The 24,590-nt window shown below is 65.8% G+C and carries 23 protein-coding genes and 1 pseudogene; 7 read left to right on the plus strand and 17 right to left on the minus strand.

Going from position 1 to position 24,590, the window contains the following annotated elements:
- Positions 1 to 90 precede the first annotated feature (90 nt).
- Both ACFE87_RS11195 and ACFE87_RS11200 read right to left on the minus strand, forming a co-directional pair.
- Positions 91 to 810 carry a molybdate ABC transporter substrate-binding protein gene (locus tag ACFE87_RS11195; protein ID WP_375459712.1) on the minus strand — a complete coding sequence of 240 codons (720 nt, stop codon included), beginning with the start codon at positions 808 to 810 and terminating at the stop codon, positions 91 to 93.
- Between the two features lie 47 nt (positions 811 to 857).
- The gene (locus tag ACFE87_RS11200) at positions 858 to 1,946 is read right to left on the minus strand and encodes an alpha-hydroxy acid oxidase (RefSeq protein ID WP_375459713.1); all 1,089 of its coding nucleotides are present in this window, start codon (positions 1,944 to 1,946) and stop codon (positions 858 to 860) included.
- Between the two features lie 388 nt (positions 1,947 to 2,334).
- Here ACFE87_RS11200 and ACFE87_RS11205 point away from each other — a divergent pair, with 388 nt between their 5' ends.
- Both ACFE87_RS11205 and ACFE87_RS11210 read left to right on the plus strand, forming a co-directional pair.
- Positions 2,335 to 3,003: an aspartate/glutamate racemase family protein gene (locus ACFE87_RS11205; protein ID WP_375459714.1), complete on the plus strand. Its 669-nt coding sequence runs from the start codon at positions 2,335 to 2,337 to the stop codon at positions 3,001 to 3,003.
- Positions 3,004 to 3,106: 103 nt separating this feature from the next.
- On the plus strand, positions 3,107 to 3,913 hold the full coding sequence (locus ACFE87_RS11210; protein ID WP_375459715.1) for an NAD-dependent epimerase/dehydratase family protein: 807 nt from the start codon (positions 3,107 to 3,109) through the stop codon (positions 3,911 to 3,913).
- A gap of 24 nt (positions 3,914 to 3,937) precedes the next feature.
- Here ACFE87_RS11210 and ACFE87_RS11215 read toward each other — a convergent pair whose 3' ends face one another.
- From ACFE87_RS11215 to ACFE87_RS11225, 3 genes are all read right to left on the minus strand, one after another.
- Positions 3,938 to 5,035 carry a substrate-binding domain-containing protein gene (locus tag ACFE87_RS11215; protein ID WP_375459716.1) on the minus strand — a complete coding sequence of 366 codons (1,098 nt, stop codon included), beginning with the start codon at positions 5,033 to 5,035 and terminating at the stop codon, positions 3,938 to 3,940.
- A 182-nt stretch (positions 5,036 to 5,217) separates the two neighbouring features.
- Entirely contained in the window at positions 5,218 to 5,880 is a 663-nt protein-coding gene (locus ACFE87_RS11220) for a cupin domain-containing protein (RefSeq protein ID WP_375459717.1), read from the minus strand.
- A gap of 209 nt (positions 5,881 to 6,089) precedes the next feature.
- Complete coding sequence (locus tag ACFE87_RS11225; protein ID WP_375459718.1) at positions 6,090 to 7,319, minus strand: Zn-dependent hydrolase; 1,230 nt, start codon at positions 7,317 to 7,319, stop codon at positions 6,090 to 6,092.
- Positions 7,320 to 7,572: 253 nt separating this feature from the next.
- Between ACFE87_RS11225 and ACFE87_RS11230 the strand changes: the two genes are divergently transcribed.
- Positions 7,573 to 8,028, plus strand: coding sequence for a substrate-binding domain-containing protein (locus tag ACFE87_RS11230; RefSeq protein ID WP_375459719.1), 456 nt, complete (start codon positions 7,573 to 7,575; stop codon positions 8,026 to 8,028).
- A 6-nt stretch (positions 8,029 to 8,034) separates the two neighbouring features.
- Here the strand turns inward: ACFE87_RS11230 and ACFE87_RS11235 are convergent, their stop codons facing one another.
- The 9 genes and pseudogenes from ACFE87_RS11235 to ACFE87_RS11275 form a co-directional block, all read right to left on the minus strand.
- Complete coding sequence (locus ACFE87_RS11235) at positions 8,035 to 9,120, minus strand: phosphotriesterase (protein WP_375459720.1); 1,086 nt, start codon at positions 9,118 to 9,120, stop codon at positions 8,035 to 8,037.
- Positions 9,117 to 9,767, minus strand: coding sequence for an ABC transporter permease (locus ACFE87_RS11240; protein WP_375459739.1), 651 nt, complete (start codon positions 9,765 to 9,767; stop codon positions 9,117 to 9,119). The genes ACFE87_RS11235 and ACFE87_RS11240 overlap by 4 nt, the downstream gene beginning before the upstream one ends.
- Positions 9,761 to 10,135: an ABC transporter permease gene (locus tag ACFE87_RS11245; RefSeq protein ID WP_375459721.1), complete on the minus strand. Its 375-nt coding sequence runs from the start codon at positions 10,133 to 10,135 to the stop codon at positions 9,761 to 9,763. The genes ACFE87_RS11240 and ACFE87_RS11245 overlap by 7 nt, the downstream gene beginning before the upstream one ends.
- Positions 10,132 to 10,878 (minus strand): ATP-binding cassette domain-containing protein, encoded by a 747-nt coding sequence (locus tag ACFE87_RS11250; protein ID WP_375459722.1) that lies wholly within the window; start codon positions 10,876 to 10,878, stop codon positions 10,132 to 10,134. The genes ACFE87_RS11245 and ACFE87_RS11250 overlap by 4 nt, the downstream gene beginning before the upstream one ends.
- Positions 10,879 to 10,930: 52 nt before the next feature.
- Positions 10,931 to 11,851: a substrate-binding domain-containing protein gene (locus ACFE87_RS11255; RefSeq protein WP_375459723.1), complete on the minus strand. Its 921-nt coding sequence runs from the start codon at positions 11,849 to 11,851 to the stop codon at positions 10,931 to 10,933.
- A gap of 421 nt (positions 11,852 to 12,272) precedes the next feature.
- Positions 12,273 to 13,289 carry a 2Fe-2S iron-sulfur cluster-binding protein gene (locus ACFE87_RS11260; RefSeq protein ID WP_375459740.1) on the minus strand — a complete coding sequence of 339 codons (1,017 nt, stop codon included), beginning with the start codon at positions 13,287 to 13,289 and terminating at the stop codon, positions 12,273 to 12,275.
- A 15-nt stretch (positions 13,290 to 13,304) separates the two neighbouring features.
- Positions 13,305 to 13,472, minus strand: a pseudogene (locus ACFE87_RS11265) (2Fe-2S iron-sulfur cluster-binding protein); the annotation flags it as partial.
- Positions 13,469 to 14,296 (minus strand): FAD binding domain-containing protein, encoded by an 828-nt coding sequence (locus tag ACFE87_RS11270; RefSeq protein ID WP_375459724.1) that lies wholly within the window; start codon positions 14,294 to 14,296, stop codon positions 13,469 to 13,471. The gene ACFE87_RS11270 and the pseudogene ACFE87_RS11265, both read right to left, overlap by 4 nt.
- On the minus strand, positions 14,293 to 16,707 hold the full coding sequence (locus ACFE87_RS11275) for a xanthine dehydrogenase family protein molybdopterin-binding subunit (protein ID WP_375459725.1): 2,415 nt from the start codon (positions 16,705 to 16,707) through the stop codon (positions 14,293 to 14,295). Before ACFE87_RS11275 ends, ACFE87_RS11270 begins: the two co-directional genes overlap by 4 nt.
- Positions 16,708 to 16,937: 230 nt before the next feature.
- On the opposite strand from ACFE87_RS11275, the gene ACFE87_RS11280 reads away from it, so the two are divergent.
- The 4 genes from ACFE87_RS11280 (at position 16,938) to ACFE87_RS11295 (ending at position 20,374) form a co-directional block, all read left to right on the plus strand.
- The gene (locus ACFE87_RS11280) at positions 16,938 to 17,792 is read left to right on the plus strand and encodes an alpha/beta fold hydrolase (protein ID WP_375459726.1); all 855 of its coding nucleotides are present in this window, start codon (positions 16,938 to 16,940) and stop codon (positions 17,790 to 17,792) included.
- 57 nt (positions 17,793 to 17,849) lie between these two features.
- Positions 17,850 to 18,590 (plus strand): enoyl-CoA hydratase-related protein, encoded by a 741-nt coding sequence (locus ACFE87_RS11285; RefSeq protein WP_375459727.1) that lies wholly within the window; start codon positions 17,850 to 17,852, stop codon positions 18,588 to 18,590.
- 121 nt (positions 18,591 to 18,711) lie between these two features.
- The gene (locus tag ACFE87_RS11290; RefSeq protein WP_375459728.1) at positions 18,712 to 19,521 is read left to right on the plus strand and encodes an SDR family NAD(P)-dependent oxidoreductase; all 810 of its coding nucleotides are present in this window, start codon (positions 18,712 to 18,714) and stop codon (positions 19,519 to 19,521) included.
- 442 nt (positions 19,522 to 19,963) lie between these two features.
- Positions 19,964 to 20,374, plus strand: coding sequence for a MarR family winged helix-turn-helix transcriptional regulator (locus ACFE87_RS11295; RefSeq protein WP_375459729.1), 411 nt, complete (start codon positions 19,964 to 19,966; stop codon positions 20,372 to 20,374).
- Here the strand turns inward: ACFE87_RS11295 and ACFE87_RS11300 are convergent.
- The 3 genes from ACFE87_RS11300 to ACFE87_RS11310 form a co-directional block, all read right to left on the minus strand.
- Complete coding sequence (locus tag ACFE87_RS11300) at positions 20,371 to 21,585, minus strand: amidase (protein ID WP_375459730.1); 1,215 nt, start codon at positions 21,583 to 21,585, stop codon at positions 20,371 to 20,373. The two genes, ACFE87_RS11295 and ACFE87_RS11300, sit on opposite strands and share 4 nt — an antisense overlap.
- Before the next feature lie 128 nt (positions 21,586 to 21,713).
- Complete coding sequence (locus ACFE87_RS11305; protein WP_375459731.1) at positions 21,714 to 23,114, minus strand: uracil-xanthine permease family protein; 1,401 nt, start codon at positions 23,112 to 23,114, stop codon at positions 21,714 to 21,716.
- 34 nt (positions 23,115 to 23,148) lie between these two features.
- Positions 23,149 to 24,351 (minus strand): ABC transporter substrate-binding protein, encoded by a 1,203-nt coding sequence (locus ACFE87_RS11310; protein WP_375459732.1) that lies wholly within the window; start codon positions 24,349 to 24,351, stop codon positions 23,149 to 23,151.
- Positions 24,352 to 24,590: the final 239 nt, after the last annotated feature.

Raw genomic sequence — 24,590 nt, forward strand, 5'->3', positions numbered from 1 at the left:
GGCACCCAAGGATTGTAAGCGTTTGCAGCAGGGTTGCGTCAGACGCGGGCGCGACGAGTGGGTGCCGCATCGACGGGCCTGGAGTAACGCTTAAGGTCCCGGCTCGATCGGGTCGAGGCCGCTCGCTGCAAGCCTCGCGCGGCTTTCGTCGCCCTGGAGGAAGCGAAGGAAGCCAGCCGCCGCCTCGACATTCGAGGCGGCTGTCGTGAGCGCCGCGGAGAAGGACAGCACCGTCTGACCGAGCTCCGGGAAGGGGCCGACAACCTCGATCCCGTCGACCATCAGCAACTCGCTGATCTGCTGGACGGCGAGGTCCGCTTCGCCGGTCACGAGCGTCTCCGCCGTGAGGCCTGTCGGGATGAGGGTCGCGCGGCTGCGAACCGCGTCGGCAATGCCGAGGTGCTCGATCAGCGCCGCGAAGACTGCGCCGCTCGCGCCGGCGTTCGAGAAGGCGACCGAGCGTGCGGCCGTCAGAGCGGCCTTGAACGCGTCGATGCTGCCGATCTCGGGATGAGGGGCACCCCGTGCGACCGCGAGGCCGAGCCGCGACGTCGCCACCTCGACGCGACTGGACAGATCGACAATGCCCGATCGCTCCATCTCGTCCATGGCCTCGCGCGTAATCAGGAGAATATCGGCATGCTCGCCCGCGGCAACCTTCGCGGCAATCACGGTCGTCGGGGCCCACTCGATATGGACGCTGTGACCGCTCCGCTGCTGGTAGTCGGCCAGGATGCCCGCTTCAAAGGCGCGCCGAACCGCGAAGCCCGACATGACCCTCAGCCCGACTTCGGACGCATTCTTGCGCATTGAAACCTTCCAGCTGATGCGGCCCAGGTCGTCGCTAGACGTCGTAGCTAGACCTGCTGCCTGAGGATGAAGTCGGGCGACAGCTCCGACAGTCTGTTGACCCCGAGCAGCGCCATGCCGCGATCAATCTCCTCCCGAAGAATCCGCATCGCGTGCACCACCCCCGGCGTACCGCCGATGGCGGCGGCATAAATCATGGGCCGCCCAACGAAGACGAAGTCCGCGCCGACGGCCAGCGCCTTCAACACGTCGGTACCGCGTCGCACGCCGCTATCCACCATCACCTTCATAGCGCCCTTGTTGGCGACGATCTGGGGCAGCACGTCCATCGGAGCCGTCGCGTAATCAAGCTGCCGGCCGCCGTGATTGGACACGATCACGCCATCCGCGCCGATCTCGCGCGCCAATTCCGCATCGGCCGGCGCCTGCAGTCCCTTCACCAGCAGGACACCCTTCCACCGCTTCCGGATCGCTTGGAGATGACGCCAGCTGAGGCGGTCGCGGGCTGCGCGGTTGCGCACGCTGCTCTGCGACAGCATGGGTGGTCCCCGCTCGGCTTCGGTGTTCTCGAAATGCGGCGCGCCGTGCCGCAGGAAGGTGCGGGCCACCGTGCCGAGCAGCCAGCGCGGGTGGAGCGCGCTCTGCAGGGCGACTCTTGGGGTGATGCGCATGGGCATGCTGAAGCCGCTGCGCGTGTTGTGCTCCCGGTTGCCGAGGACCGGCGTGTCGATCGTCACGACGAGGGTCCCGTACCCCGCTGCCTCTACGCGATCGACGAGGCGGTCGATTCGAACCTGATCTCCCGCGAGATAGGCCTGGAACCAGGCGTCGCGGTTTCTGGCGATCACGTCCTCGAGCGAGATCAGCGCCGACCCGCTCAGGATCATGGGCACGCCCATCGCTTTTGCGGCCTCCGCGAGTGCGATATCGCCGCGATAGGCGACGAAGGCCGCTCCGCCGATGGGTGGAACGCCGAACGGAGCCGCATAGGAGCGCCCGAACAGCGACACCGACATGTCGCGCCTTGAGGTGTCCACCATCATGCGTGGCAGGAAGGTGTAGCGATCAAACGCGGCGCGATTGCCTCGCAGGGCCGCCCCCGTTTCCACGGCGCCGGCCACGTATTGGAACACCATCGGTGGCAGGAGGCGACGCGCGTGACGTTCGAAATCATCGAGCGCGAGAAGGTCGCGGAATCGCCGCGGAACGACGTTCGCCTCGCGCTCGACGTTGTTCTGGAACGAGGATCGTGCAGTCTCGGCCGCGGGCTCCATCCGGCTGGCGTCCAAGCCCATGACTGCGCCCCATCCTTCGGCTGCGCCAGGCGCCAAGCTTTAGCGCGGCGCGGTCACGGCATGTAAGCGCTTGCCGATAATGCGCCGGAGAACGCCAGTCAATCTGAAGTGCTGGCTTCGAAATGCAATGGAAGCGCTTTCATAGTGGAGTTGCGTGCGGCATACACGGGCGCGCGTCCGACACCTCGGGCGCTGGTCGCCTCGGCGGCCGCCTTCGAGCGGGGTTGCGATGGCTTGTCGGATTATTCTGCTGCACGCGACGCCGGTGGCCATGCAGCCCATCCAAAGCGCCTTCGCGGAGCGATGGGCCGAGGCCGAGACGATCAATCTCCTGGACGACGGCCTGTCGATCGATCGCGCCCGCGAGAGCACGCTCACGGAGGAAATGATCGACCGCTTCGTCGCGTTCGGCCTCTACGGATACCGCATGGGTGCGGACGGCATCCTGGTGACGTGCTCGGCATTCGGCCCTGCCATCGATCGCCTCGCCGCTGCCGTTCCCATCCCTGTCCTGAAGCCGAACGAGGCGATGTTCGAGGAGGCGATCGCCCGCGGCCGGCGTATCGGCATGTTGGCGACCTTCGGACCCTCCGTGCAAACCATGACCGACGAGTTCGAGGATTTCGTCGCGCGGGAGAAGCAGCCGGCGCGGCTGACGACCATCCTGGTTGATGACGCCATCGACCGCATCAAGAGCGGAGACGTGGAGACGCATAATCGTCTCGTGGCGGCGCGTGCCCCGGAACTTGCCGATCAGGATGCGGTCATGTTAGCGCATTTTTCGACCTCGCGTGCACGGGAGGCCGTCAGCGCGGTGCTCGATCGTCCGGTGCTCACGGCGCCGAACGCGGCGGTGGAAAAGATGCGCACGATGATCGGCGGGGCAGCACGGCATTGACGGTGCCCTCCCCATGATCGCGGGGCGCCTGTGCGCGCCCCGGCTCCGGGCCGTTCTCGCCGGTGACGCTGGGTTTTCATGATCACGGTCTGAGAGGACGAGCATGCCTGATCCAGCCCGCAAGCCGGTCCTCCTGACCGGCGCCTCCGGTATCCTGGGAACAGTGCTCGCGCCGGAGCTCGCCGCGCTCGGATGGACCCTCCGGCTCACCGACCTGCGGCCGTTTCCGAACCCGCTGCCGCCCCGCGCGAGCTTCGCGCAGGCCGACCTGTCGGACCGGGCGGCCGTCCTGCGGCTGGCGGAGGGCTGCGGCACGATCCTCCATTTCGGCGGCGTCAGCGTCGAGCAGCCGTTCGAGGACGTGTACGGCCCCAACATCCGGGGCCTTTACCACGCCTTCGAAGCCGCGCGGTTCGAAAGCGCGCGCATGGTCTTCGCCAGCTCGAACCACACCGTCGGCTTCCATCCCCGGACGGACGTCCTCGACAGCGACTGCACAGTGCGTCCTGACGGGTATTACGGCCTCTCAAAAGTCTACGGAGAAGGCATGGCCCAGCTCTATTGGGACAAGCACGGCGTGGAGACCGTCTCGCTCCGCATCGGCTCGGCACGAGCCGAGCCGACTGATGAAAGGATGCTCGCGACCTGGCTGTCCTATCCGGACCTCGTCAGCCTCGTCGCCTGTGCTGCGGCGGCCGACGACATCGGCCATGCGATCGTCTGGGGCGTCTCGAACAACCACCGGATGACGTGGTGGCGCGGCGATGCCCGCGAGCGGATCGGCTGGTTGCCCCGGGACAACGCCGAAGCCTGGGCGCCTCAGCTGCGCGGGCTCGTCGAGCCCCATGCGGTAAGCGAGGAGCGTCAGGGCGGCTCCTACTGCGCCATCGGCTACTCGCGGCCAGTGTAGCTCCGTCCCGATCTCGATCCGGGCTCAATGCGCGCGCCGCGTGTTGCTCGGCGGTGCCGTGCTGCCGCGCACAATCAGCTCTGCGTCGATGATGTTCACGCGAACGGTGCTCCGGCCGGAGATCCGGCTGATAAGGTGATCGCTCGCGACTCGTCCGATGTCGGCCGCATGGACGCGCACCGTCGTCAGGCCCGGGCTTAGGAAGGCTGCATAGTCTGTGTCGTTAAATCCGATCACCGACAGATCCTGCGGGATCCGCAGTCCTTGCGCGTTGGCCTCGATCATCGCTCCGAAGGCCAGCTGATCGGTCCCGCACAGGATCGCCGTCGGCCGCTCCCCCGGCTGCGAAAGCAGGTGGCGAAGTCCGTCGCGGCCCGCGCTGATGCCAAAGCCGGCCACTACGTCGTGCTCCGGCCGTAGCGCGAGGCCTCGCGCTACGAGCGCCTCGGTCAGCCCGCGGACGCGCGGGCCGGCCCGGTCGTTCTCCTGTCGCGTCCCGGTGATCACGCCGATGCTGCGATGGCCGAGGTCGAGGAGGAAGTTCGTGGCCTTCGCGGCCGCCGCGATATTGTCGAACCCGACGCAGTTCTCGCGGTTTGATAACGTGAAGGTCTGCACCATCGGCAGGCCTTGCCGCCGGATGCGTTCGAGGAGCGCTTCGCGATGAATGTCGCCGACGAGAAGTAACCCGTCGATGCCGCGCTCGAGGAGCAGCGTCGCCTCGTGCATCTCGATATCCAGGTCGTAGCCGGCGCTGGTAAGCAGCAGCGTATAGCCCGCCTTGCGCAGTCCCGCCTGGAAGGCGGAGATTGCCCGAATGAACTCGTCATTCTCGATGTTCGGAATGACCGCGCCTACGGTCTCGAAGCGTCGCCGGGTCAAGGCGCGGGCGGCGGCGTTCGCGACGAAGCCGAGATCGGCCGCAGCCTTCAGCACTGCTGCGCGCTTGGCGGGACTGACGCCGCCCGCACCGTTCAGCACACGGGAGACCGTTGCGGTTGAGACGGCCGCGCGTGCCGCGACATCGCGCGCGACCGGGAAGCGCGTCGCTTCGTGGGTCGAGGAGCGTCGCGATTTGCGTCGCTCACGACCGACATTTTCGTTCTTATCGTCTCGAGACAAAGCGGCTGACCCCAGGTGTTTAGGTGCGCTTTACACCAGGGGTGGTCGTTTCAGAATTGCCATCATCTGCGTAGCCGGTCCGGCAACGAGGCCCGGCCTGACACGTCCGGTCAGCCTGCGGCAGTCTAGGGGCGGCCAAAGCCGCCCCGGCAGAAACACGAGTTCCGCCATCCTAACCCCTATCAGGCTCGGCACCCGAACTTAACGAGCCGGACGGGGATGTCGCCGATGTTCCGGAATGAGTGGGGCACGCCGGCCGGGATCCAAAAGCAGCTCGAAGGATCGAGCGCGTATTGCCACTCGTAGTCCGTCCCGGCGAGCTTCACATGGGCGATGACGGAGCCCCCTGACAGCGTGTAGACGGCTTCGTGATCCGGGAGGATCGCCTCGGCGGTCTTCTGATCCTCGGCGACGTCGAGGCGCGTGCAAGTGAGCCGGCTCAAGAGACGCGTCTGGTCTTCCGGGAGAACGTCGTCGGCGCTCGCCATGTATGTCGCCTGCACCGGACAGTCGCCGATCTCGGCGGAGATCAGCACGTGCTCCAGGACGTCCTCGCCGGAATTGACGACGTGATGCTCGATCCCGCTGGGGATCGCGACCGCGCTTCCGGGGCCGACCTCGATATAGTTCTTGCCCAGAAGCACCTTTCCGCGGCCCCGGCGAAAATAGATGATCTCCTCCGAATGGCTCTCGGCATGGATCGGTGAGCGCCCGGACGTGAAATACGTCGACCGCTCGACGCCGAGGATCCGCGACGCCTCGAGGTCGCTCGGCGTGAACACGACCTGGACAATACGGTGGTTCTCGTTACGGGGCGTGGGCGCCGTCAGGGATCCAAGGCGCATCAATGTTCCCATACCGCTTTACTCCTCCTGGCCGATCGCTCGAGCTCGGATCGCTCGGGCCTCGGATCGCTGCAATACCTTGATCGGCTTGCTCGGGCGCTGGCAGGCGCTTGACGACGAGCTGGATGGGTTGCGAGGGCGATGAGCGGGGTCCTGCAGGCGCCGGACCGCGGTTCGGTCGGCCTGCCGCTCGGCGCTGCCGATCATTCTCAAGCCTGCGCAAGCTGCAGCACCGCCTCCATCAACACCGCGCAGCCCACCGCCAGCTCGTCGGGCGAGGTGTATTCGGCCTCGTTGTGGCTCACGCCGTCCTTGCTGGGCACGAACAGCATGGCCGCCGGCACGACGCGTGCGATCGGGATTGCGTCATGCCCGGCGCCGCTCACCAGGGGCTGGCTAGAAAAGCCGCCGTTCTCCGCCGCCCGCCTGAGCGCCGCCACACATGTCTCGTCAAAGCGCAGCGCCGGATTGCTCCAGTACAGCCGCGAGGTCATGCCTACGTCGTGCCGTTCCGCCTCGCGGCGTAGGATGTAGTTCAGCTCCTCCGTCATGCGCTCGAGCATGTCCGGGTCGGCGTGGCGGCAATCGGTCGTGAGCGTGACCCGGCTCGCAACAACGCTGCGGACGTTCGGCGAGATCTGCATCTGCGCCACCGTGGCGCGACCGTCCGGCTCGTAGCGGAACGCGAGCTCGTTGACGGCGGATGCGATCCGGCAGGCGGCCAGAAGCGCGTCCTTGCGGCGTCCGACCGGCGTCGTCCCGGTATGGGCCTCGACCCCGGTCAGCTCGACCTCGTAGGCGTTGACCCCCATCGAGCCCTCGACAATTCCGACTTGGCAGCGCGTCTCCTCAAGTATCGGGCCCTGCTCGATGTGCCCCTCCAGATACGCCTTCGGCAGCGTGCCTCGCACAGGCGCTTCGCCGAGATAGCCGATCGCCCGGAGCTCGTCCTCTAGCCGCTTGCCGTCGGCGTCATGCCGGCTCAGCCCTTCTTCCAACAGCAAGAGGCCCGCGAAGACTTCCGCGCCAAGCGAGGACGGCTGGAACCGGCAGCCCTCCTCGTTGGTCCAGTTCACGAGCTCGACCGGGTGGTCGGTGTCCATCTCTCGCGCGTTCAGCTGCCGCACGATCTCGAGGCCGGCGAGCACGCCGAATGCGCCGTCGAACTTGCCGCCCGTCGGCTGCGAATCGAGATGGCTGCCGACGAGGACCGGGGGCAGATCGTCCCGACGCCCCCGGCGCCGGGCGAACATGTTGCCGATCCTGTCGACGCGCATGTCGAGCCCGGCCTCGCGACACCAGGCCGCGAACCGGTCTCGGCCAGCCCCATCTTCGGGCGAGGCGGCCAGGCGGCAGACACCGTCGTTAGCCGTGGCGCCGATCTGCGCCAGCTCCATATGCGTCGCCCAGAGCCGCTCCGCGTCGATCCGGGTCGTCATGATCGAATTCCTTGCCGTTCGGATGCTCGGGCTGGAAACGCGCGCCTGTTTAGTAAGCGCTTACTTCGAGGCGAGAGGTATCCGTGACTTGAAAAGGTGTCAATGAACGGCACGGCCGGGCCGGCGGGCCCAGCGGCTACCCTTCCTGGACGCCCCAGCAGGGGCTAGGACGGGCGGACGAAGTCCACCGTCCGCGAGGAGGGTCCGTACGCGGGCCGGCTCCGGCGTAACCCGGATCGGCCTAATCGCGGGGGTGACGGACGGCAACGACAGGGCTGACGCGCGCCGCCGCGGTGTCCTGCAGTGTCTCGCCGAGCCCGGCCTCGCCCTTGAGGCCGGCTGGTTCACCGAGCGGCCTTATTGCGTGGCCGACGGGCGGGCGGCAATGCGCTCCCTCGTGCAGGCGCGGCCCCGCCCGACGGCGGTAATCTGTGGCAAAGACCAGCTCGCGCTCGGCCCGCTGATCGAGGCGGCCGCGCAGGGGGTTATCCGTGCCCACCGACATCTCGATTGCCGGCTTCAACGACCTCGAATTTGCGGCCCAAACAAATACGTCTCTGACCACGGTGCGAAGATACCGACGAGAAGATCGGCGCCCTGGCGGCGCGGCTGCTTGTGCAGCCATCCAAGAGAAGCGCCATTCCGCTTCCGTCACGCCGCCCTACGTCATTGTGCGGCGCGGCCGCACGCTCCGTCGAGGGCGGCGTAGGCCGGCTCAGGCGCCGCCGAACACTCGCCGCGGGTTGCGGACCATCAGGATCTCGATTGCATCGTCGCCGACCCCGTGCAGGCGCAGGCGGGGCAAGAAGCTGCGTAGGATGTGGCCGTAGCCGTGGCCGCCGTACTTCCTCAGCATCATCTTGAGGAAAATGTCCTGCGAGAGGAGCAGGCGGTCGATGAACCCGGCATCGATCAGCTTCCGGATTGCCGTCGCATTCTCCGCGTCGGACGGGGATTGCACACCTTTCTCGGCGAAGAAGTAGTCCATGCCGATCATGTCGTATTCGAGGAAGCAGCCGCGGCGCGCGAGGCGGTGCTGGTAAGGCTCGTCCGCGAGGCTCGGGTTCATGTGGCAAAGGATGGTGTGGGCGAGGTCGGCGCCCTCGGCCTCCGCGATGTCAAGGACCCTATCGCCGAAGCGTTCCCAGCCGGGGAGGTGGATCGACAGCGGCACCCCGGTTCGGGCGGCGGCGCGCGCGGCGGCCCGCAGGCACTTGTCCTCCCCCGGTGTGAAATCCGGCGAGATTCCGATCTCGCCGATGAGCCCCGCGAGGATGCGTGGGCGCTCTGCGAGACCCCCGATGTCAAACACTATGGCTTCTGCAAGATCCTCGATGCTTGCGTCGCGGACTCCGGCGGGGTGAGAGGATTCGAGGTAGAACCCCGTCCCGGCGACGATGTGGAGCCCCGTGCGTGCCGCGATCCGCTGCAGCGCCGGGAGGTCGCGGCCGATCCCACCGACAGTCGCGTCAACGATTGTGCGGCCGCCGAGATTGGCGAAGTGCATCAGCTCCGCTACCGCGAGGTCGGCATCGAGCAGCAGGCAGTTGTCGCGGTTGCCGACCGGGTCGCGCCGCAGCGCCGGCTGCATCTCCGCCGAGACTAGGCGGTCGGCGAAGCCGGGCTCGGCACAGCCGCAGGGCGGCCTCCACTTCTTCGATGCGTCGAGAAGAATGTGCTCGTGCATCAGGCAAACGCCGAGCTCATCCGCCGGCACAGGGCCGAGCACGGTCATCGCCTGCCCGCTCCGGACCCCAATTCGCGGCAAATCGGGCGCCCGGAACAGCTCTTCGAGGTTCATCCCCGACGGATCGGCCGCCCGAGCAGCCACGTGTTGAACCATATTGCGAAGATGATGATTAGGCCGGTCGCGATCTGCGTATAGTAGGGCGAGACGTGGGCCAGGATGAGACCGTTCTGGATCATGGCTATCGCGAGCGCGCCAAACAGGGTGCCGACGATCGTGCCCTTCCCGCCGAATAGGCTAGTGCTGCCAAGCACGACGGCGGCGATAGCGTCGAGCTCGAACATGACCCCTTGGTTGGCCGAGCCGCTGCCAAGACGCGAGGTCAGGATCAGACCAGCGAAGGCGGCAGCGATCCCGCTCCAAACGTAGACCCCCGTCGTGACCCGCCGGACGTTGACGCCGGAGCGGCGGACGCCCTCGCGGTTGGACCCGATACCGGTGACGTAGCGGCCCGATCGGGTGTGATTGAGCATGATATAGCCCACAATTAGCGCCCCCGCGGCCAGCCAAACTGGCATGGGGACTCCGAGAAACCAGCCGCGACCGAGGAAAGCCAGGATCCCGCCAGAGGGGATCGGGATCGAGTAGCCCTCGGTTACCAGCAGTGCCACGCCCCGGTAGATGAACAGCGACGTGAGGGTCACGATGAAGGGCGGGATTCCCTGGTACGCGATGAGGTAGCCGTGGGCGAGCCCTACCATGGCGCCCACGCGAGCGAGATCGCGATGGCAGGCAGAACAGGCACGCCGTAGCTGCTCATCAGGCTCGCAGCGAGAACGCCCGACACCGCTCCGACCGAGCCGACCGAGAGGTCGATGCCGCCGGTTGTGATGACAAACGTCATCGTCACGGCGACGATGCAGAGCGGCGCCGCTTGCCGCAAGATCGTGAGCAGGTTGGAGACGGAGAAGAAATTCTCGGTCACCAACGAGAACACCATCGCCACGACGGTGACGAAGATTCCGATGCTGATGACGCCAGGATAATTCGTGAGGGCCCGTTTCAGCGGCGACTGCTTGACATAGCGGAGTGCTGCCGGCTTGGCGGGGTGGGAGAGGGGAGCGGTCACTGCAGGCGGGCCGAGGCGGCGTCGAACTTGTGCCCGACGATGAGTTCCACGATTCCTGCGAGGCTCGTCTCCGAAACCCGCGGGGCGGCGACGTTCATACCCTCGTACATGACCATGATCCGGTCGCAAACGAGGAACAGGTCCTGCAGGCGATGCGTGATCAGGATGACACTGACGCCCCGCGCGCTCACGCGTCGGATGATGTCAAGGACGGCCTCAACCTCCGCCACAGCGAGGGCAGCGGTCGGCTCGTCCATGATGAGCACCTTCGGGTCGAACGAGATGGCGCGCGAGATGGCGATAGCCTGGCGCTGCCCGCCCGAGAGGTTGCCGACGAGGGCGCCGGTATCGGGGATGCGGATGCCGAGGCCCTGCAGCATCTCCTGCGACCGCGAATGCATGCGAGCATGGTCGAGGAAGCGCAGCCCCGCGACGCCGCGCGTAAGCTCGCGCCCCATGAACAGGTTGCCGGCGACGTCGACCGTGTCGCAAAGCGAGAGGTCCTGGTAGACCATCTCGATGCGACGACGGCGGGCGTCGGCTGGGCTCTCGAATCGCGCCTCCGCCCCGTCAATTTCGATACGGCCCGAATCCGGGGTGACGGCGCCGGACAGGATCTTGGTCAGCGTCGATTTGCCCGCACCGTTGTCGCCGACGAGGCCAAGCACCTCGCCCGGCTCCAGATTGAGGTCGACCCCGCGTAAGGACTGGATCGGGCCGTAGGTCTTGACAATCTGCGACATCCGCACTCGCGGTCCGATGGACGCCACGCCTCCGACGCTCATGGACCGCCTCCTACTTGAAGCGCGCCCGGAATCCATCGACGTTCGACTTGTCGACGAATGACACCGGGACGGCGACAACGGGGGGGATCTTCTTGCCGCCGAGGTGGTCGATCGCCGTCGCGACGGCGGTAGCGCCGAGCTTGTAGGCCTCCTGCTGGACGATGGTGCCGACGAGGCCGTCGTCGATGGCCTTGATGGCTTGGCTGTTGAGGTCCCAGCCGAAGACCTTGAACTTGCCGCCGGCCCGCGCCCGGCTCGCGGCGAGGACACCCACGAGGGCGGGCTCGCCCGTGGCGTAGACCGCGCCGAGGTTCGCATGAGCCGTGAGGAGGCCCTCGGCCGCGTTCTGAGCGACGTTCTGGACATTCTGGCCGTCCACGGTCCCGACGATCCGCGCCTTCGGGTTGGCGGCCGCGAGCCCTTCCTTAAAGCCGTCTAGGCGAAGGTTCTGAATGTAAGAGTTCAGCGCTCCTACGATGCCGACGTCTTGCGGGCCTCCCGCCGAGGCGAGGTACTCGCCAACTCGGCGACCGATTTCGCGACCCGCATCCTTGTTGTCTACGCCGATATTGGCGAGGTTCGCGCCGCTCACGACTGTGTCAACCGCCAGGACCGGGATCCCGGCCTTCACTGCCTCCTCGATCGCGGGCTTGATTCCGTTCGCGTCGATCGCGAGCACCAGGATTATGTCGACCTTGTCGTTGATGTACGTCTCAATGGCGTCGGTCTGCAGGCCCGGATTGTTGTTGGCATTGTAGATGACGAGCCTGGCGCCGAGCCGCTTGGCCTCGTCATGCGCGCCCGTGTTGAGATCGATCCGGAACCGGGATTCCTGATGAGCCTGGACCATGGCGATGCGCTTCTGGGCCAGAGCCGCAGTCGACAGGATGCAGAGCGCGGCGCTTGTCGCCGCCAACACGAAACGTCTCATCGCCGCCCTTTCCGCTCCTGCGCGCGGGCGCACCTCGAAGATAGCTACCCATGTAAGCGCTTTCTCAACTACGCTGACCGAGCCTCTTGCCAGTGTCAATCACGTCATTGCAGCTGATCGCGCGCTCATCGCCCAAATTCATGTCATGGATCGCTGGCGAAAAGCGATCCCGATACTCCTTGGGCCCGACACCTTGGTTGCGGAGGAAGGCACGACGCATCGTCTCCTCGGTGCCGAGGCCGCAGCGTCTCAACACAACATGCCCGGTCTCTAGTCGCCGCCCCCGCGCGCCTGATCGAGACTGCAAGGAAGAACAACGAACTCGTTCGCGACCGCCTCGAGCGTAGCGTTGGTCCCGTTCCGGCTCAATCGCGACCAAGCGAAAGCGCGCGACCTGCCGGGACTGTCCTGCCCAACACGCCTAGTCCGGTCGGCGCCGTCTGAACCAACGGCGGATGGTAGCCGCTAGCGTCGACAAGGCTATTCGGCCAAGGTGCAACTCGGTCACCGACGGGACGACCTCGGTCGTGCCACTACCAGACAATCGGGACGTCAGGTTTAGGGCGAAGGTTTGCAGTAGGCGCCGCACGAACTCCTCAGCCACTGATGATCGAGAGAACTGCGCGAGCGGTCCTTTCAAGCTATAGGTAAGCGAGATACTGAGGCGGCTTATGTTCATCTCGGGTGTGGTCACGCTGAACTCGAGCTTGGCCGCCACCCGCGATCCGGACAGGCTGTCCTGCCCTTCCCCTGACACCGTCCCGGTTCGCGCCCCATCGTCGCGCTCATAGATTGCTCGACCGGAAAATAGGGATTTAATCGGACCAATCTTCATATGGACGCGCCCGGTCAGCCCCTCTGCATCCGAACTAATCAGCTCGGCGCCGGGTAGCATCTCGGCCACCGCCCGGACGTCTCCGAGCATGTCCCACACCGCCGAAGCGTCATGCGGTACATTGACGTGCTGACGGACCTCGATACCTCCCGATATTTCCGGGCGCGCGGTGTGCGAGGCCCTCTTCGCTGCACCTGCCAAAACCTTACCTTGACCGGCGGACGCAGTGACAGTGGCGAACGCGTCTAGGGTCAGCTGGTCCGAAACCGTGATGGACCGGGGACCTGCCCCGGACTGGACCGGCGCGGTCGGGATGCCTCGCTTCGCCATGCCGGCTCCGACCTCACGGATCGCGCGCACGATGCCGACATAGCCCGTGCATCGGCACAAGTTGCCGGCGAGCTCCTCGCGGACGCGCTGTTCCCCCGGGTCTCCGAGCCGAATGACTATGTCCCGGGCCGCAACGAGCATGCCGGGCGTGCAGAAGCCACATTGCAGCGCATGTTCGCGTGTGAAAGCTTCCCGAAGCTCCGACATGATAGGGTCGTCGTCGAAGCTCTCGATCGTGCGGATGTCTCGCCCGTCCGTCTGGACCGCGTACATAATGCACGATCGGACTGGTGCTCCATCGAGGAGGATTGTGCAGGCCCCGCAAACACCGTGCTCACAACCGAGATGGGTGCCAGTCAGGCTTTGCGATGTCCGCAGAAAGTCGGCCAGGCTCGTTCGAGGCTCGACCTCGACCTGCATCGGCTCGCCGTTCAGCACCAGAGATACATTTGTCATGCGTGGCAAGCCTGCGCGACAGCTCGGCAGAGGGCACCGACATAGAGATGGCGGGCTACCTCATCGAGCTCCGGTGCGGCAGTCGCAACCGCATCGGCGAGCACATCGCGACTCGGCCGCTCCCCACCAGAGGCCATGCGGCTCGCGACATCAGGGATCGCCCGAGGGGGGCCGCTGAGGGCGCCCAGGATGGCCGTGCCCCATCCTCGATCGGGGTCCAACACAACGGCGGCGCTCGCGTCCGGAAATTCGCCCACCTTCCGGCAGACCTTGTAATATCCCCACCGAGCCCGTGCGCTCGGTTTTGGGATCTCGACACCGGTGATGAGCTCGCCATCCCGGAGTACCGTCTCGAACGGACCAGTGATCAGTGAGGCGATCGGAACCCGACGCTCGCCCGATGCGCTGGCCACATGGACGATCGCTCCAAGCGCGCCGAAGGCTAGCGGCCAGTCGGCGGCAGAATCGGCATGGGCGAGGCCTCCTCCGACGGTGCCGCGGTTGCGCACAGCCCTGTAGGCAATTCCGCGAGCGACATGCGAGATCATGCCTCCTGGCCCGACCAGCGTCGTCCCGTCCTCGAGCGCGGCATGAGTGATGGCCGCTCCGACCAGCCAGCTCTGCCCGAGATCCTCGACCCGGGACAGTTCGTGAAGCCGGGCGATGTCGACCAGCATGTCCGGACGGACGAGGCGAAGGTTCAGCATCGGGCCGAGCGACTGCCCGCCAGCGATCGGCCGTGCGGAGCCTCTTCCCTCGGCTAGGATCGCAAGGGCATCCTTCAGTCCGGCCGGCCGAACGTATTCGAAGGCGGCAGCCTTCACGAGGCGCCGCCTATGACAGAGGCCCGCCCGGCCGCGAGAGCCGAAAGCAAGCGTCGGGGCGAGAGCGGGGTTTCACTAACTTCAACCGACAACGAGCGAAGCGCATCGTTCACGGCATTGAAGATCGCCGCGGGCGGCGGGATCGCGCCTCCCTCGCCCACGCCTTTGATCCCGAACTCGGTATTTGGTGAAGGCGTCTCTGTATGCAGCATCTCGACCCGCGGCATCTCCGCCGCGCCCGGCAGAAGGTAATCGGCGAGCGTCGATGTCAGCGGCTGGCCGCCCGCGTCGTACCTGGCTTCTTCGAACAGCGCGGTACCGAGCCCCTGCGCGAAGCCTCCGTAGGTCTGCCCCTCTACGATCATGGGGTTCACCATGGTCCCGCAATCTTCGACGATGACGTAATCCAGGATTTCGACGCGGCCGAACTCAGCGTCCACAGCCACAACCGCGGCATGGGTGCCATAGCTGTATTGGCCTGTATCGACCTTGGGCCGAAAGCTCTCCGTGACCTCCATCCCGCCGGGATGCACTCCGGGCGGAAGCAGTTGCGGCGTGAGATACCAGATGGTGGCGACCTCCATCACGCCGATATCGCCCGATGGACCCAACAGACGTCCGGCCGACAGCCGGATCTGGTCCGTCCTGCATTGCAGCAGGTGGGCTCCGATTTGGACCAGCCGCTCCGCCAAGGCCTTGCAGGCCCGGGAAACGGCGCCCCCGGCCATCGTGATCGAGCGCGACGCGTAGGTTCCGGTCGAATACGGCGTCATGGCGGTGTCGCCGTGCACGACGGCTATCCTGGCCACCGGTACACCCAGGATCTCATGGGCAATCTGGGCAAGGGACGTTTCCATGCCCTGGCCGTGCGATTGCACGCCGACCCGGAGTTCCAGCCCGCCGTCGGGGGTGAACCTGACGAGCGCCTGCTCATAGCCCGGCACGAAGGGGAGCCCGGCCGCAGCGAACATCATCATTCCATGGGCGGTCATTTCAATGTAGTTCGCGAAACCGACGCCGATCAGGCGGCCCTCCGCACGGGCCGCGGCCTGCCGCTCCCGAAATGCCGGGACGCCGATGCGCTCGACGGCCAAGTCGAGGCTGCGGGCATAGTCGCCGCTGTCATACACTTTGCCGGTCGGATTCGTGTAGGGCATCAGGGAGGCAGGAACGAGGTTCTCGCGGCGCACATCGGCCGGCTCGCGTCCGACCTCGCGAGCGAGAGCGTCGATCGTCAGTTCCATTGCGAAGCAGATCCCGGTCCGGGCCACGCCTCGATAGGGAACGATGGACGGCTTGTTGGTCGCAACCGTAAAGGTCCGCGCACGATAGGCGCCGACCACATAGGGACCCGGCAGGTGCCCGCCCGCCATCGTGCCTTCGAGGCAGGCCGTGAACGGCCAGACCGAATAGGCGCCGGCATCGATCGTGATCTCGGCATCGAGACCGAGCAGCTTTCCGCGCCGATCGGCGTAGGCCGTGACCCGGTAATAATGTTCCCTACAGTTCGCGCCGCCGACCAGGTGTTCTCGACGGTCCTCGATCCAACGAAACGGCCTTTTCCGGGTCCAGGCGAGCCAGGCGATGCAGAGCTCTTCTGGGTGCAGAACGCATTTGTATCCGAACCCGCCACCCACATCCGGCGCGATGACTCGGATCTTTTCCTGCTCGATCCCGAGATGCTCGGCGAACGCCGTGCGCATCATGTGCGGGATCTGCGTCGACAGGTAGATAACCAGCTGACCCGCTCGCTCGTCCCAGTGGGCCAGGATAGCCTTGCCCTCGAGCGGGTTCATGACCTGTCGGGATAGCCGGTAGTCCCGCGTGACGACGACCGGTGCCGTCCGGGCGACCTCCTCAATACCTGTGTCGGCGGAGGTCGTCAGGAAGAGGCTGTCGCCCCATTCTTCGTGGAGCGGCACAGCCACCCCGGTGCGGGCCGCCATGGCGTCCATCACCGCCGGCAGCTCCTCGATGTCGATCGTAACGCTCTCGGCAAGGTCTTCGGCAGCGGCGCGCGTGGGCGCGAAGCAAGCGGCAATCGGCTCTCCCACGAAGCGGACCTTGCCGTGCGCGAGCGGGTTCTGTTCCGAAACCTTGAAGGTCGGCGCGGTGATCCTGGACCGGATCGCCTTCACGCTGGCCATGTCCTCCCGGACGATTACGCGGCGCTCCTGGCCGAGGGGCTTGCCCACAGCGAGAAGACGGCCATGTGCGACGGGAGAGCGCACGAAGGCGACTTCGCTAAGTCCCGGCATCGACAGGTCACCGACGAACTGGCCGCGCCCATGGACATGACGGACATCTTCCTTTCGGAGAACCCTGGCTCCGATGCCTTCTCCGGCCTGTCCGTTCTCGCTCATGCCGGCGAGCCCAGGCCCCGTTTCGGCCCGATCCGACGTGTTGGTCATACGGCTGCCTCTCCAAGACGTCCGCGCCCTCTCGTTGTTAGTATGCTAACAAGCAAGTCGCTTGTGTCAATGTGCCGGGAGGGGCTTCGAGCGCGACCGACCGACGGCTCCTGTCTTAACGTCAGCCCTTCGGCGAAAAGGCTCCCGGCGTAGGCGAGAGGGGGGTTGCATTCGGATGGCAAGTCCCTCAGACTGTTAGTGCACTAACAGATACGGCTCGTGAACGCCTCATGCCAGAGATCCTGACATCGGACGGGGTGAGACTCCACTACGAGGAGACCGGCACGGGGACGCCCGTCTTGTTCGTGCATGAATTCGCCGGCGACCATCGGACTTGGGAGCCACAGATGCGCTACTTCGCCCGGGCGCATCGCTGCATCACCTTCAGCCAGCGCGGTTATCTACCGTCGGACGTCCCCACCGATCCGGCGCGCTATAGCCAGGACCGTTTCCGGACCGACGTGATCGAGGTTCTGGATGGCCTCGGGATCGAACGGGCGCATGTCGTCGGTCATTCCATGGGGGCGTACACGGCGCTTCATGTCGGGCTTCACAATCCAGGTCGCTGCATGTCCGTCGTGGCCGCCGGCTGCGGATGGGGATCCAAGCCGGCCGACCGCGACGCATCCATCCAGCTCTGCGAGGATATCGCTCGGATGTTCCGCGAAGAGCCGATCGAGGCCGCGGCATTCGCTTATGCCCGCTTCCCGATGCGGAACGCCTATGAGGCCAAGGACCCTCGAGGATTTGCGGAATTTGCGCGCTGGCTCGGCGAACATTCCGGTCTCGGCTCTGCCCTCACGATGCTCAACCTTCAGCTGAAACGTCCGACTTTGTGGGAACTCGAGGACGCGTTGCGGACCTTCTCGGTTCCGCTCCTCGTGATCGTGGGTGACGAGGACGAGCCCTGCCTGGACGGCAGCCTTTTCCTGAAGCGAACCGTTCCGACCGCCGCGCTCGCCATCCTCCCGCGCTGCGGCCACACCGTTACCAGCGAGGAACCGGCCGCGTTCAACGATGCACTTTCCGAGCTGTTTGGCGCAGCCGAGTCGGGCCACTGGCTCGTGCACAAGCTGGGTCGCTGAACCATGGTCATGCCTGGCTCCTCAACAGTCCTGATTGAATATGCGGGACGCCGCGCAGTGGTTCGCCTGAGCAACCCGTCGCGCCGGAACGCGGTCTCGGTCGGCATGTGGCGCGCGCTTGCGGCCTTTTCGGCGGAGGTCTCTGCCCGTTCCGACATCTATTCGGTCGTCCTCCGGGGCGAAGGCGAACGCGCATTCTCGGCCGGGGCCGACATCACCGACTTCGCCGACCACCGAAACGCGAGCGACCCGCATTATTACGACGATCTCGTCGAGACGACATGCCGGGCCATCGAAGCCATCCCGCAGCCGGTCGTGGCGATGATCTACGGGGCTTGCCTCGGAGCCGGTTCGTCTCTCGCCGCGAGCTGCGACCTCCGGCTCGCGGCTTCGGACGCCTTCTTCGCGGTCCCAGCGGGCAGGCTCGGTCTCGGCTATGATCCGCGCGGCGTGAAACGCTTCGTTCGGACCTTCGGCGGCCCCGCGACCACCACGCTCCTCTACACCGCCGGACGGATCGGCGCGGAACGCGCCCATCAGTTGGGCGGCGTGCACGAGATCGCGCCTGCCGAGGATCTCGAAGCCACAGCCGAGGCGATCCTCGGTCGGATCGAGGCCAATGCGCCCCTGACTCTGCGGGCCGCGAAGCTCGCCTTGCGAGCCGTGAGGCCGGAATCCGACCCGGCCCTGTTCGGGCAGGCAGTCGATGCCGTCCTCGCGGCCGATCGCAGCGACGACTATGTCGAGGGACGCGCAGCCTTTGCAGAGCGGCGTCCGCCGCGCTTCGTGGGGGCCTAGGTCCACACACCCCACGCGCTCGTCTTCCTCGAATCTCTCTTCTCTGATGACGCATTCGAACGGCTCGAGGCTCAGTCCGACGTGTTCCCCTTCAACCCGATCATGAACAAGGAGTACCCGCATGGATCTTCAACTCACCGGAAAGACCGCTCTCATCACCGGCGGCAGCGAAGGCATCGGCAAGGCCATTGCGGAAGCCCTGACGCGTGAAGGCGCCGACGTCGCGATTTGCGCCCGCCGGGCCGAACCTTTGAAGGCGACCGCCGACGCGATCTCGAAGGAGACCGGACGCAAGGTCGTCGCCATCCCGGCCGACCTGACCAAAGACGAGGACGCGAGGACCTTCATCCACAAGGCGCATGAGGCCCTCGGCCGCATCGACATCATGATCAACAACGCCGGTTCGGCGCCGGGTGGCGTCATCGAACACCTGACGGAGGCGGACTGGACGCAAGCGCTGCAGCTCAAATTCATGGGCTACGTGCGCTGCCTGCGCTATGCGCTCCCGATCATGGTCGAGCAGGGCGGCGGACGAGTCGTGAACCTGATCGGCAACGACGGGGTGAAGCCCTCGTATTGGGAGATCGCGCCCGGCGCGGCGAACGCTGCCGGTCACAACCTGACGCTGGCGCTTGCCGGGCAATACGGGCGCAATGGGATCAGCTTCGTGGCCGTCAATCCCGGGCCGGTCCGGACGGAGCGATGGGCCGGGCTCGTCGGCGCCATGGCCCGCGACATGAACCTGTCCTACGAGGATGCCGACACCTTGGCTCCCGCCTCGATCCCGATGGGCCGGATCGCGGAAGTCGAGGAAGTCGCGAACCTCGTCACGATGCTGGCCTCGCCGCTCATGCATTACGTGAACGGCACGATGATTGAGGTCGATGGCGGACAAGAAAAATCGCTGATGGACCGCGCGCGGGACCGCTGAGGATCGACATTATCGGATCATCTCGTCGGCATCAGTGTTGAGCCCTGCAGGTACGGCGTTGCAGGTCACAGGATGCGAACGCTCCGAGCGGCATAGCGCTGCGGGCGATACGAGCGCCGTGCTGCTGGTCCGTGTAAGGGTCCGCGTCGCCGGCCGGACCGAGGCGGGCGCACGTCCGGCACGGCTCATGCCGTCGACACGGACGTTCGCGTCGGGCAGATATGCGGGCGCACAAGCCCGCCCCGTCGGTTGCTCCCGGGCCTTCAAGTGGTCAGTGACATCTGGCGCCGCGCTGGTTCGGCACGAGCGAAGCGCCTGACCTGCAAGGCAAAACAAGATGTCGAAGCTGCTGACGCGGTCGGATTCCGAGACACGGCCGGAGGATGGAAGCTTGACTCTGCGCCCAGCGATCCAGCGCGGTCGCTCACGGTCGGTCGGCTACGTGGTCAACGAGCAGGTGGGGTACCTGCTGCGGGTCGCCGTCCAGCGGCACACCTCGATCTTCACCTCCATGATGATCGAAGGCATTACGCAGACGCAGTTCGCCACCTTGGCGAAGCTCCTCGAAATCGGCCCTTGCTCGCATAACAAGCTCGGACGGTTGATCGCGCTCGATGCCCCGACCATCAAGGGCGTGATCGACCGCCTTCAGGTTCGCGGTTTCGTGGTCTCGACGGCCGACGAGACACACCGGAGCCGGCGTATGGTGCAGTTGACCGAGCGTGGCAGCGAGGTCACCGCGGAAGCCGTCCGCATCGGCGCGTCGATAACCGAGGCCACCTTGAAGCCGCTCCAACGGGAGCAGCGGGACAACCTGATGGAACTCCTTCGCCTTCTAACGTCGGATGCTTAGCGCTGGAGGACCGACATCAGGGCCCTCATCCAAGGAATGAGTGCGGCGCTGTTGCTCTGCGTCGCGATCAGCTGAAAGCTGAGGGGGATCGCATCCGTGGCGTTGCGGCCTGCCGGCCCCGCGAGCGCTGGAAGCCCCGCGAGGTTGGCGAGGCAGGTTTCGGCGAGGATGGCCGTGTGGACGGAGACGGGCCGCCCATCCAGCTGAACGCGGCGCTGGTCCCGCCGGGGAACCGCGATGGGGAGCGTTGGGCCGAGGATGGCGTCGCATGTTTCGAGCACCCGAGAGACCTCGTCCTTGATTTGTACCGCCTCGATCTCGGCGCTTTGGACCTGACTCGTCGTCAGTTCCGCGGCCGCGTGAAGCGCCCGCTGTGCAGCCGGACCGAGCCTTTCCGCATGCTTCGGCCAGACGTCCGCATAGATCGTCGCGGCGTCTCGGAGCACGAGCGTTCCATGCGCCGTCGTCGCGCGTTGCCAATCCGGGAGCGACACCGGCACGATCACCAAGCCTGACGTCCGAAGTGTCTCGACCGCTCCGAAGAAGGTCGAGCGGACTTCCGTCTGCCACCCTTCGGCATGAGCCAAATTGACTGCCACCCGGAGAAGCGGCCTTGCGTCCCTCGGCTTCCTGTCGAGAAGGACGTCGGCAGCACGCGCGAGGATGCCGAGGTCGGATGCCATCAGACCGACTTCATCGAATTCGGGCGAGAGCGGCCAGACCCCGTCGGTCGGCACCTCGCCCCGGCCAGGCTTGAAACCATAGAGACCGCAGCAGGCGGCCGGGATCCGGACACTGCCGCCCGTGTCCGTCCCGAGGGCAACGTCAGCCATGCCGGCAGCGATGGCGGCGGCCCCTCCGCCTGACGAACCGCCCACTACCCGATCGGGATCAACGGGATTGGCCACGTCCAGCGTCATGACGCCGAACCCGCCGGCATCCGTCCGCGTCATGCCAACGAACTGCGCTCCGGCCGTGGTCAGGCGCCGCACCGCTTCGGCGTCACCATCTCCCCGTCGGTCAGCAAATAGGAGATGACCCGCCGTGAAAGGCTGGCCCGTGACGGATATGTTGTCCTTGATCGTGAGCCGCAATCCGGCGAGCGGCCCGGCGGCACGCACAGGGCCGGGCTCCGAGCGAGCCACGAACGCGTTCCAGCGGTCGGCCAGTGGCGAGGGTGAGATGATGGATGTCGCAGAATGCACTGGCATCAGTCCCGGCCTGACATCATCGGCTCACGGCTTGCATCGTGAATTGACGACAACCTACAATGTTCGCCCCCCGATTCCGGAAACGCGACCTCCTCACGCTCCGGCGACGGGTCGTCGCTGGCCTCCTTTTATCGCCCTCTCGTCGCCGACGTCGACGCGGCGAGTCGAGACTCGCTCGGGCCGTTCGGGATGAGCAGGTTCAGTAGGATGGCGGCGAGCGTCCCGACCACGATCCCGTCGAGGGCAAGGATCCTGGCAGCCGGTGGCAGAAATTCGAGGGCGCCGGGAGGCGCGAAGTTGACTGCTCCGCTCAGCCCAATCGAGGCCGCGAGGATGAGCACATCTCGGATTGAGGTCGCGACCTCCGCCAGCATTCGGATGCCGACCACGACGATCATACCGAACATGAAGACCAGCGTGCCGCCGAGGACGAACGGTGGGATCAGGCCAATCGCGGCCGCGAATTTTGGCACGAAGGCCATCACGACGAGGATGGCGCCCGAGGTCGCGATCACGAAACGGCTCGCGACGCCTGTCAGCGAGATGGCCCCGACATTCTGGTCGTACGAGATCAGCGGCACGCCGCCGAACAGGACCGCGAGGACCGAACCCGCCCCGTCGCCCGCGACCGCACCCCTGATCCGCTCGTGGCTGCTGTCGACGCCCAGCATTGCGCAGACCGCGAGCGCGATGCTCATCGTGTAGATCGCCGTCACAAGGTAATAGATTAGCACGGTGGACAGGGCGCCCCAGCTCGGCCAGTCCAAGCCGAAAGGCAGTAGCGACGGGAACCTGAACCAGGGTGCATCGAGCACGGGCTGAAATCGCCCGAGCCCGAGCGTGACGGCGGCAGCGTAGACAACGCCCAGCGACAGGAAGATCGAGAGGGAACGAAGCAGACCCTTTGTCATCATGGTCACGGCTGCAATCAGGACGACGCTGGCGACCAGAAAACCGGCAGGCAACGCCGACCCGAAATACGGCGTGTTCAGACCGAGCCCGACCGTGACCGCTATCTTGAGCAAGGTCTGGCCCGTGATGACCAGGAGCGCCCCGATTACTAGCGGCGGGAAGGCCGGGCGCAGGCGAGCTAGCGCAGGGCTCACCGCGACGAGAACAAACCCGCCGGTCATCATCGCCCCCGCCGCCGCGGCCGGTCCTTCGGCCCTCGTGATCGCAACGACAGGCCCGATGAAGGCCGTGTAGGCCCCGAGCAGAAGCGGCAGCCGGGCACCAATGCCGAACACGCCGAAGGCCGAGATCAACGTGCCGAGGCCGCAACCCAGCATGACGCCGGTCACGAGGCTTCCCCGAAGACCTGGGGGTAGGTCTAACGTCTGGCCGATGATGAGCGGTGACGCGATCATCGCTGTAAACATGATCAGGACGTGCTGCAGCCCAAACAACACGCTCTCGGTCGGCCCAGGCCGATCCTCCAGGCCGAACCGCATGGGGACCACGAGGGCACCGCCGACGTGCTCGCCTTCCGCCATCAGCCTCCCGGCCGTCTCGGCCCGGGCCGGGTTCATGACCGCCTCACGCCAGATTACCGCGATCGGCCGGTCAGCGCTTCAGCAGCGGACAGTCGCTCTCGCTAAGCGGCCTGAACACATCATCCCCGTTCAGCGTTTCGTGGATGTGTTCGAGATCCCAGGGACCTTTCGATTCCGCCGGCTTCTTGACCTCGGCGAGATACATGTCATGGACAAGTCTGCCATCGGCGCGAAGTTTGCCGTTTCGGATGACGTCGTCCTGCACCGGCATCTCGCGCATCTTGCGAGCGACCTGCTGGGGATCGGTCGTGCCTGCAGCTTTCACTGCTGCAAGATAGTGGCGGACGGCCGAATACGCGCCCGCCTGGCCCATGGTTGGCATCGCGCTATGGCGGTCGAAGAAGGCCTTGCCAAAGCGCCGGCTTGCATCGTCGAGGTCCCAATAGAAGCCATCCACGAAGGTCAGTCCATTAGCGACGTCGAGCCCCATGCTCTTCACGTCGGTCAGGAACGTCGCGGGAGCGACGAACCGTATGCCCGAGGCGGGCAGGCCGAACTCGTTCGCCGTCTTCAGCGTGTTGACGATGTCGTTGCCACCATTCGCGACCACGATCGCTTTTGCGCCCGAGGTCTGAGCCGACAGAAGCAGGGAGCTGAAATCCATGTTGCCGACGGGATGGCGCGCGCCGCCCACGACCTTGCCGCCGGTCGCCTCGATGGCTTTCCGGAAATCCGTCTCGAGCGCGTGGCCGAAGGCGTAGTCGGCGGTGATGAAGTACCAGCTTTCGATCTTCGCCTTAGCGAGGGCCTTCACGAGGCCCGCGGAATTCGAATAGGTGTCCCATACCCAGTGGAAGCCAGTCGCCGAGCAGCTCTTGCCGGTCAGTTGCACCGAACCCGCGGTCGTCACGATGTTGATCTTGCCGCGCTCGTTCGCGACTTGCTGGACGGCGAGCGCCGTTCCGGAATTCGGCGTATCAACGATCAAATCGACCCCCTGGGTGTCGTACCAGCGCCGGGCTAGCGCGGATGCCACGTCCGGCTTGTTCTGGTGATCGCCTCCAATGATCTTGATCTCCCGGCCGAGCACGCGACCACCGAACTCCTCGACGGCAAGCCGCGCCGCGACCACTGAGCCGGGCCCGCTCTGGTCCGCAAAATTGCCTGACATGTCGTTCAACACGCCGATCGTGATCGGCTGGTCGTTCGTTTGGCCGAGCGCTGTCGAGGCGAGCAATGCGAGGGCGCCGACGATGGAGACGATGCGGAGCATGTAGGCCTTCCTGGCTGCTAACTGTTTGCAGGCTAACAGTCGCGCGAGGGCTGTCAACGCGGATAGTGCAGAAACTTGAGGCGTCGTTGGCGAAGAAATCGGCTGCGACTCGGCTGGTGCACCCGAGAGGCGCGCTACGGCGGCTGAACTTTATGTACGACCTTGTGAGGGCGGCTCGAGAAGAGCTTGCCGAGTTGGACGAAGCCTCAGCTGCGAAGACGCCGGCCGCGGCCGAAAGG

This window comes from uncultured Enterovirga sp. (assembly GCF_964242715.1).
Classification (GTDB): Bacteria; Pseudomonadota; Alphaproteobacteria; order Rhizobiales; family Beijerinckiaceae; genus Enterovirga.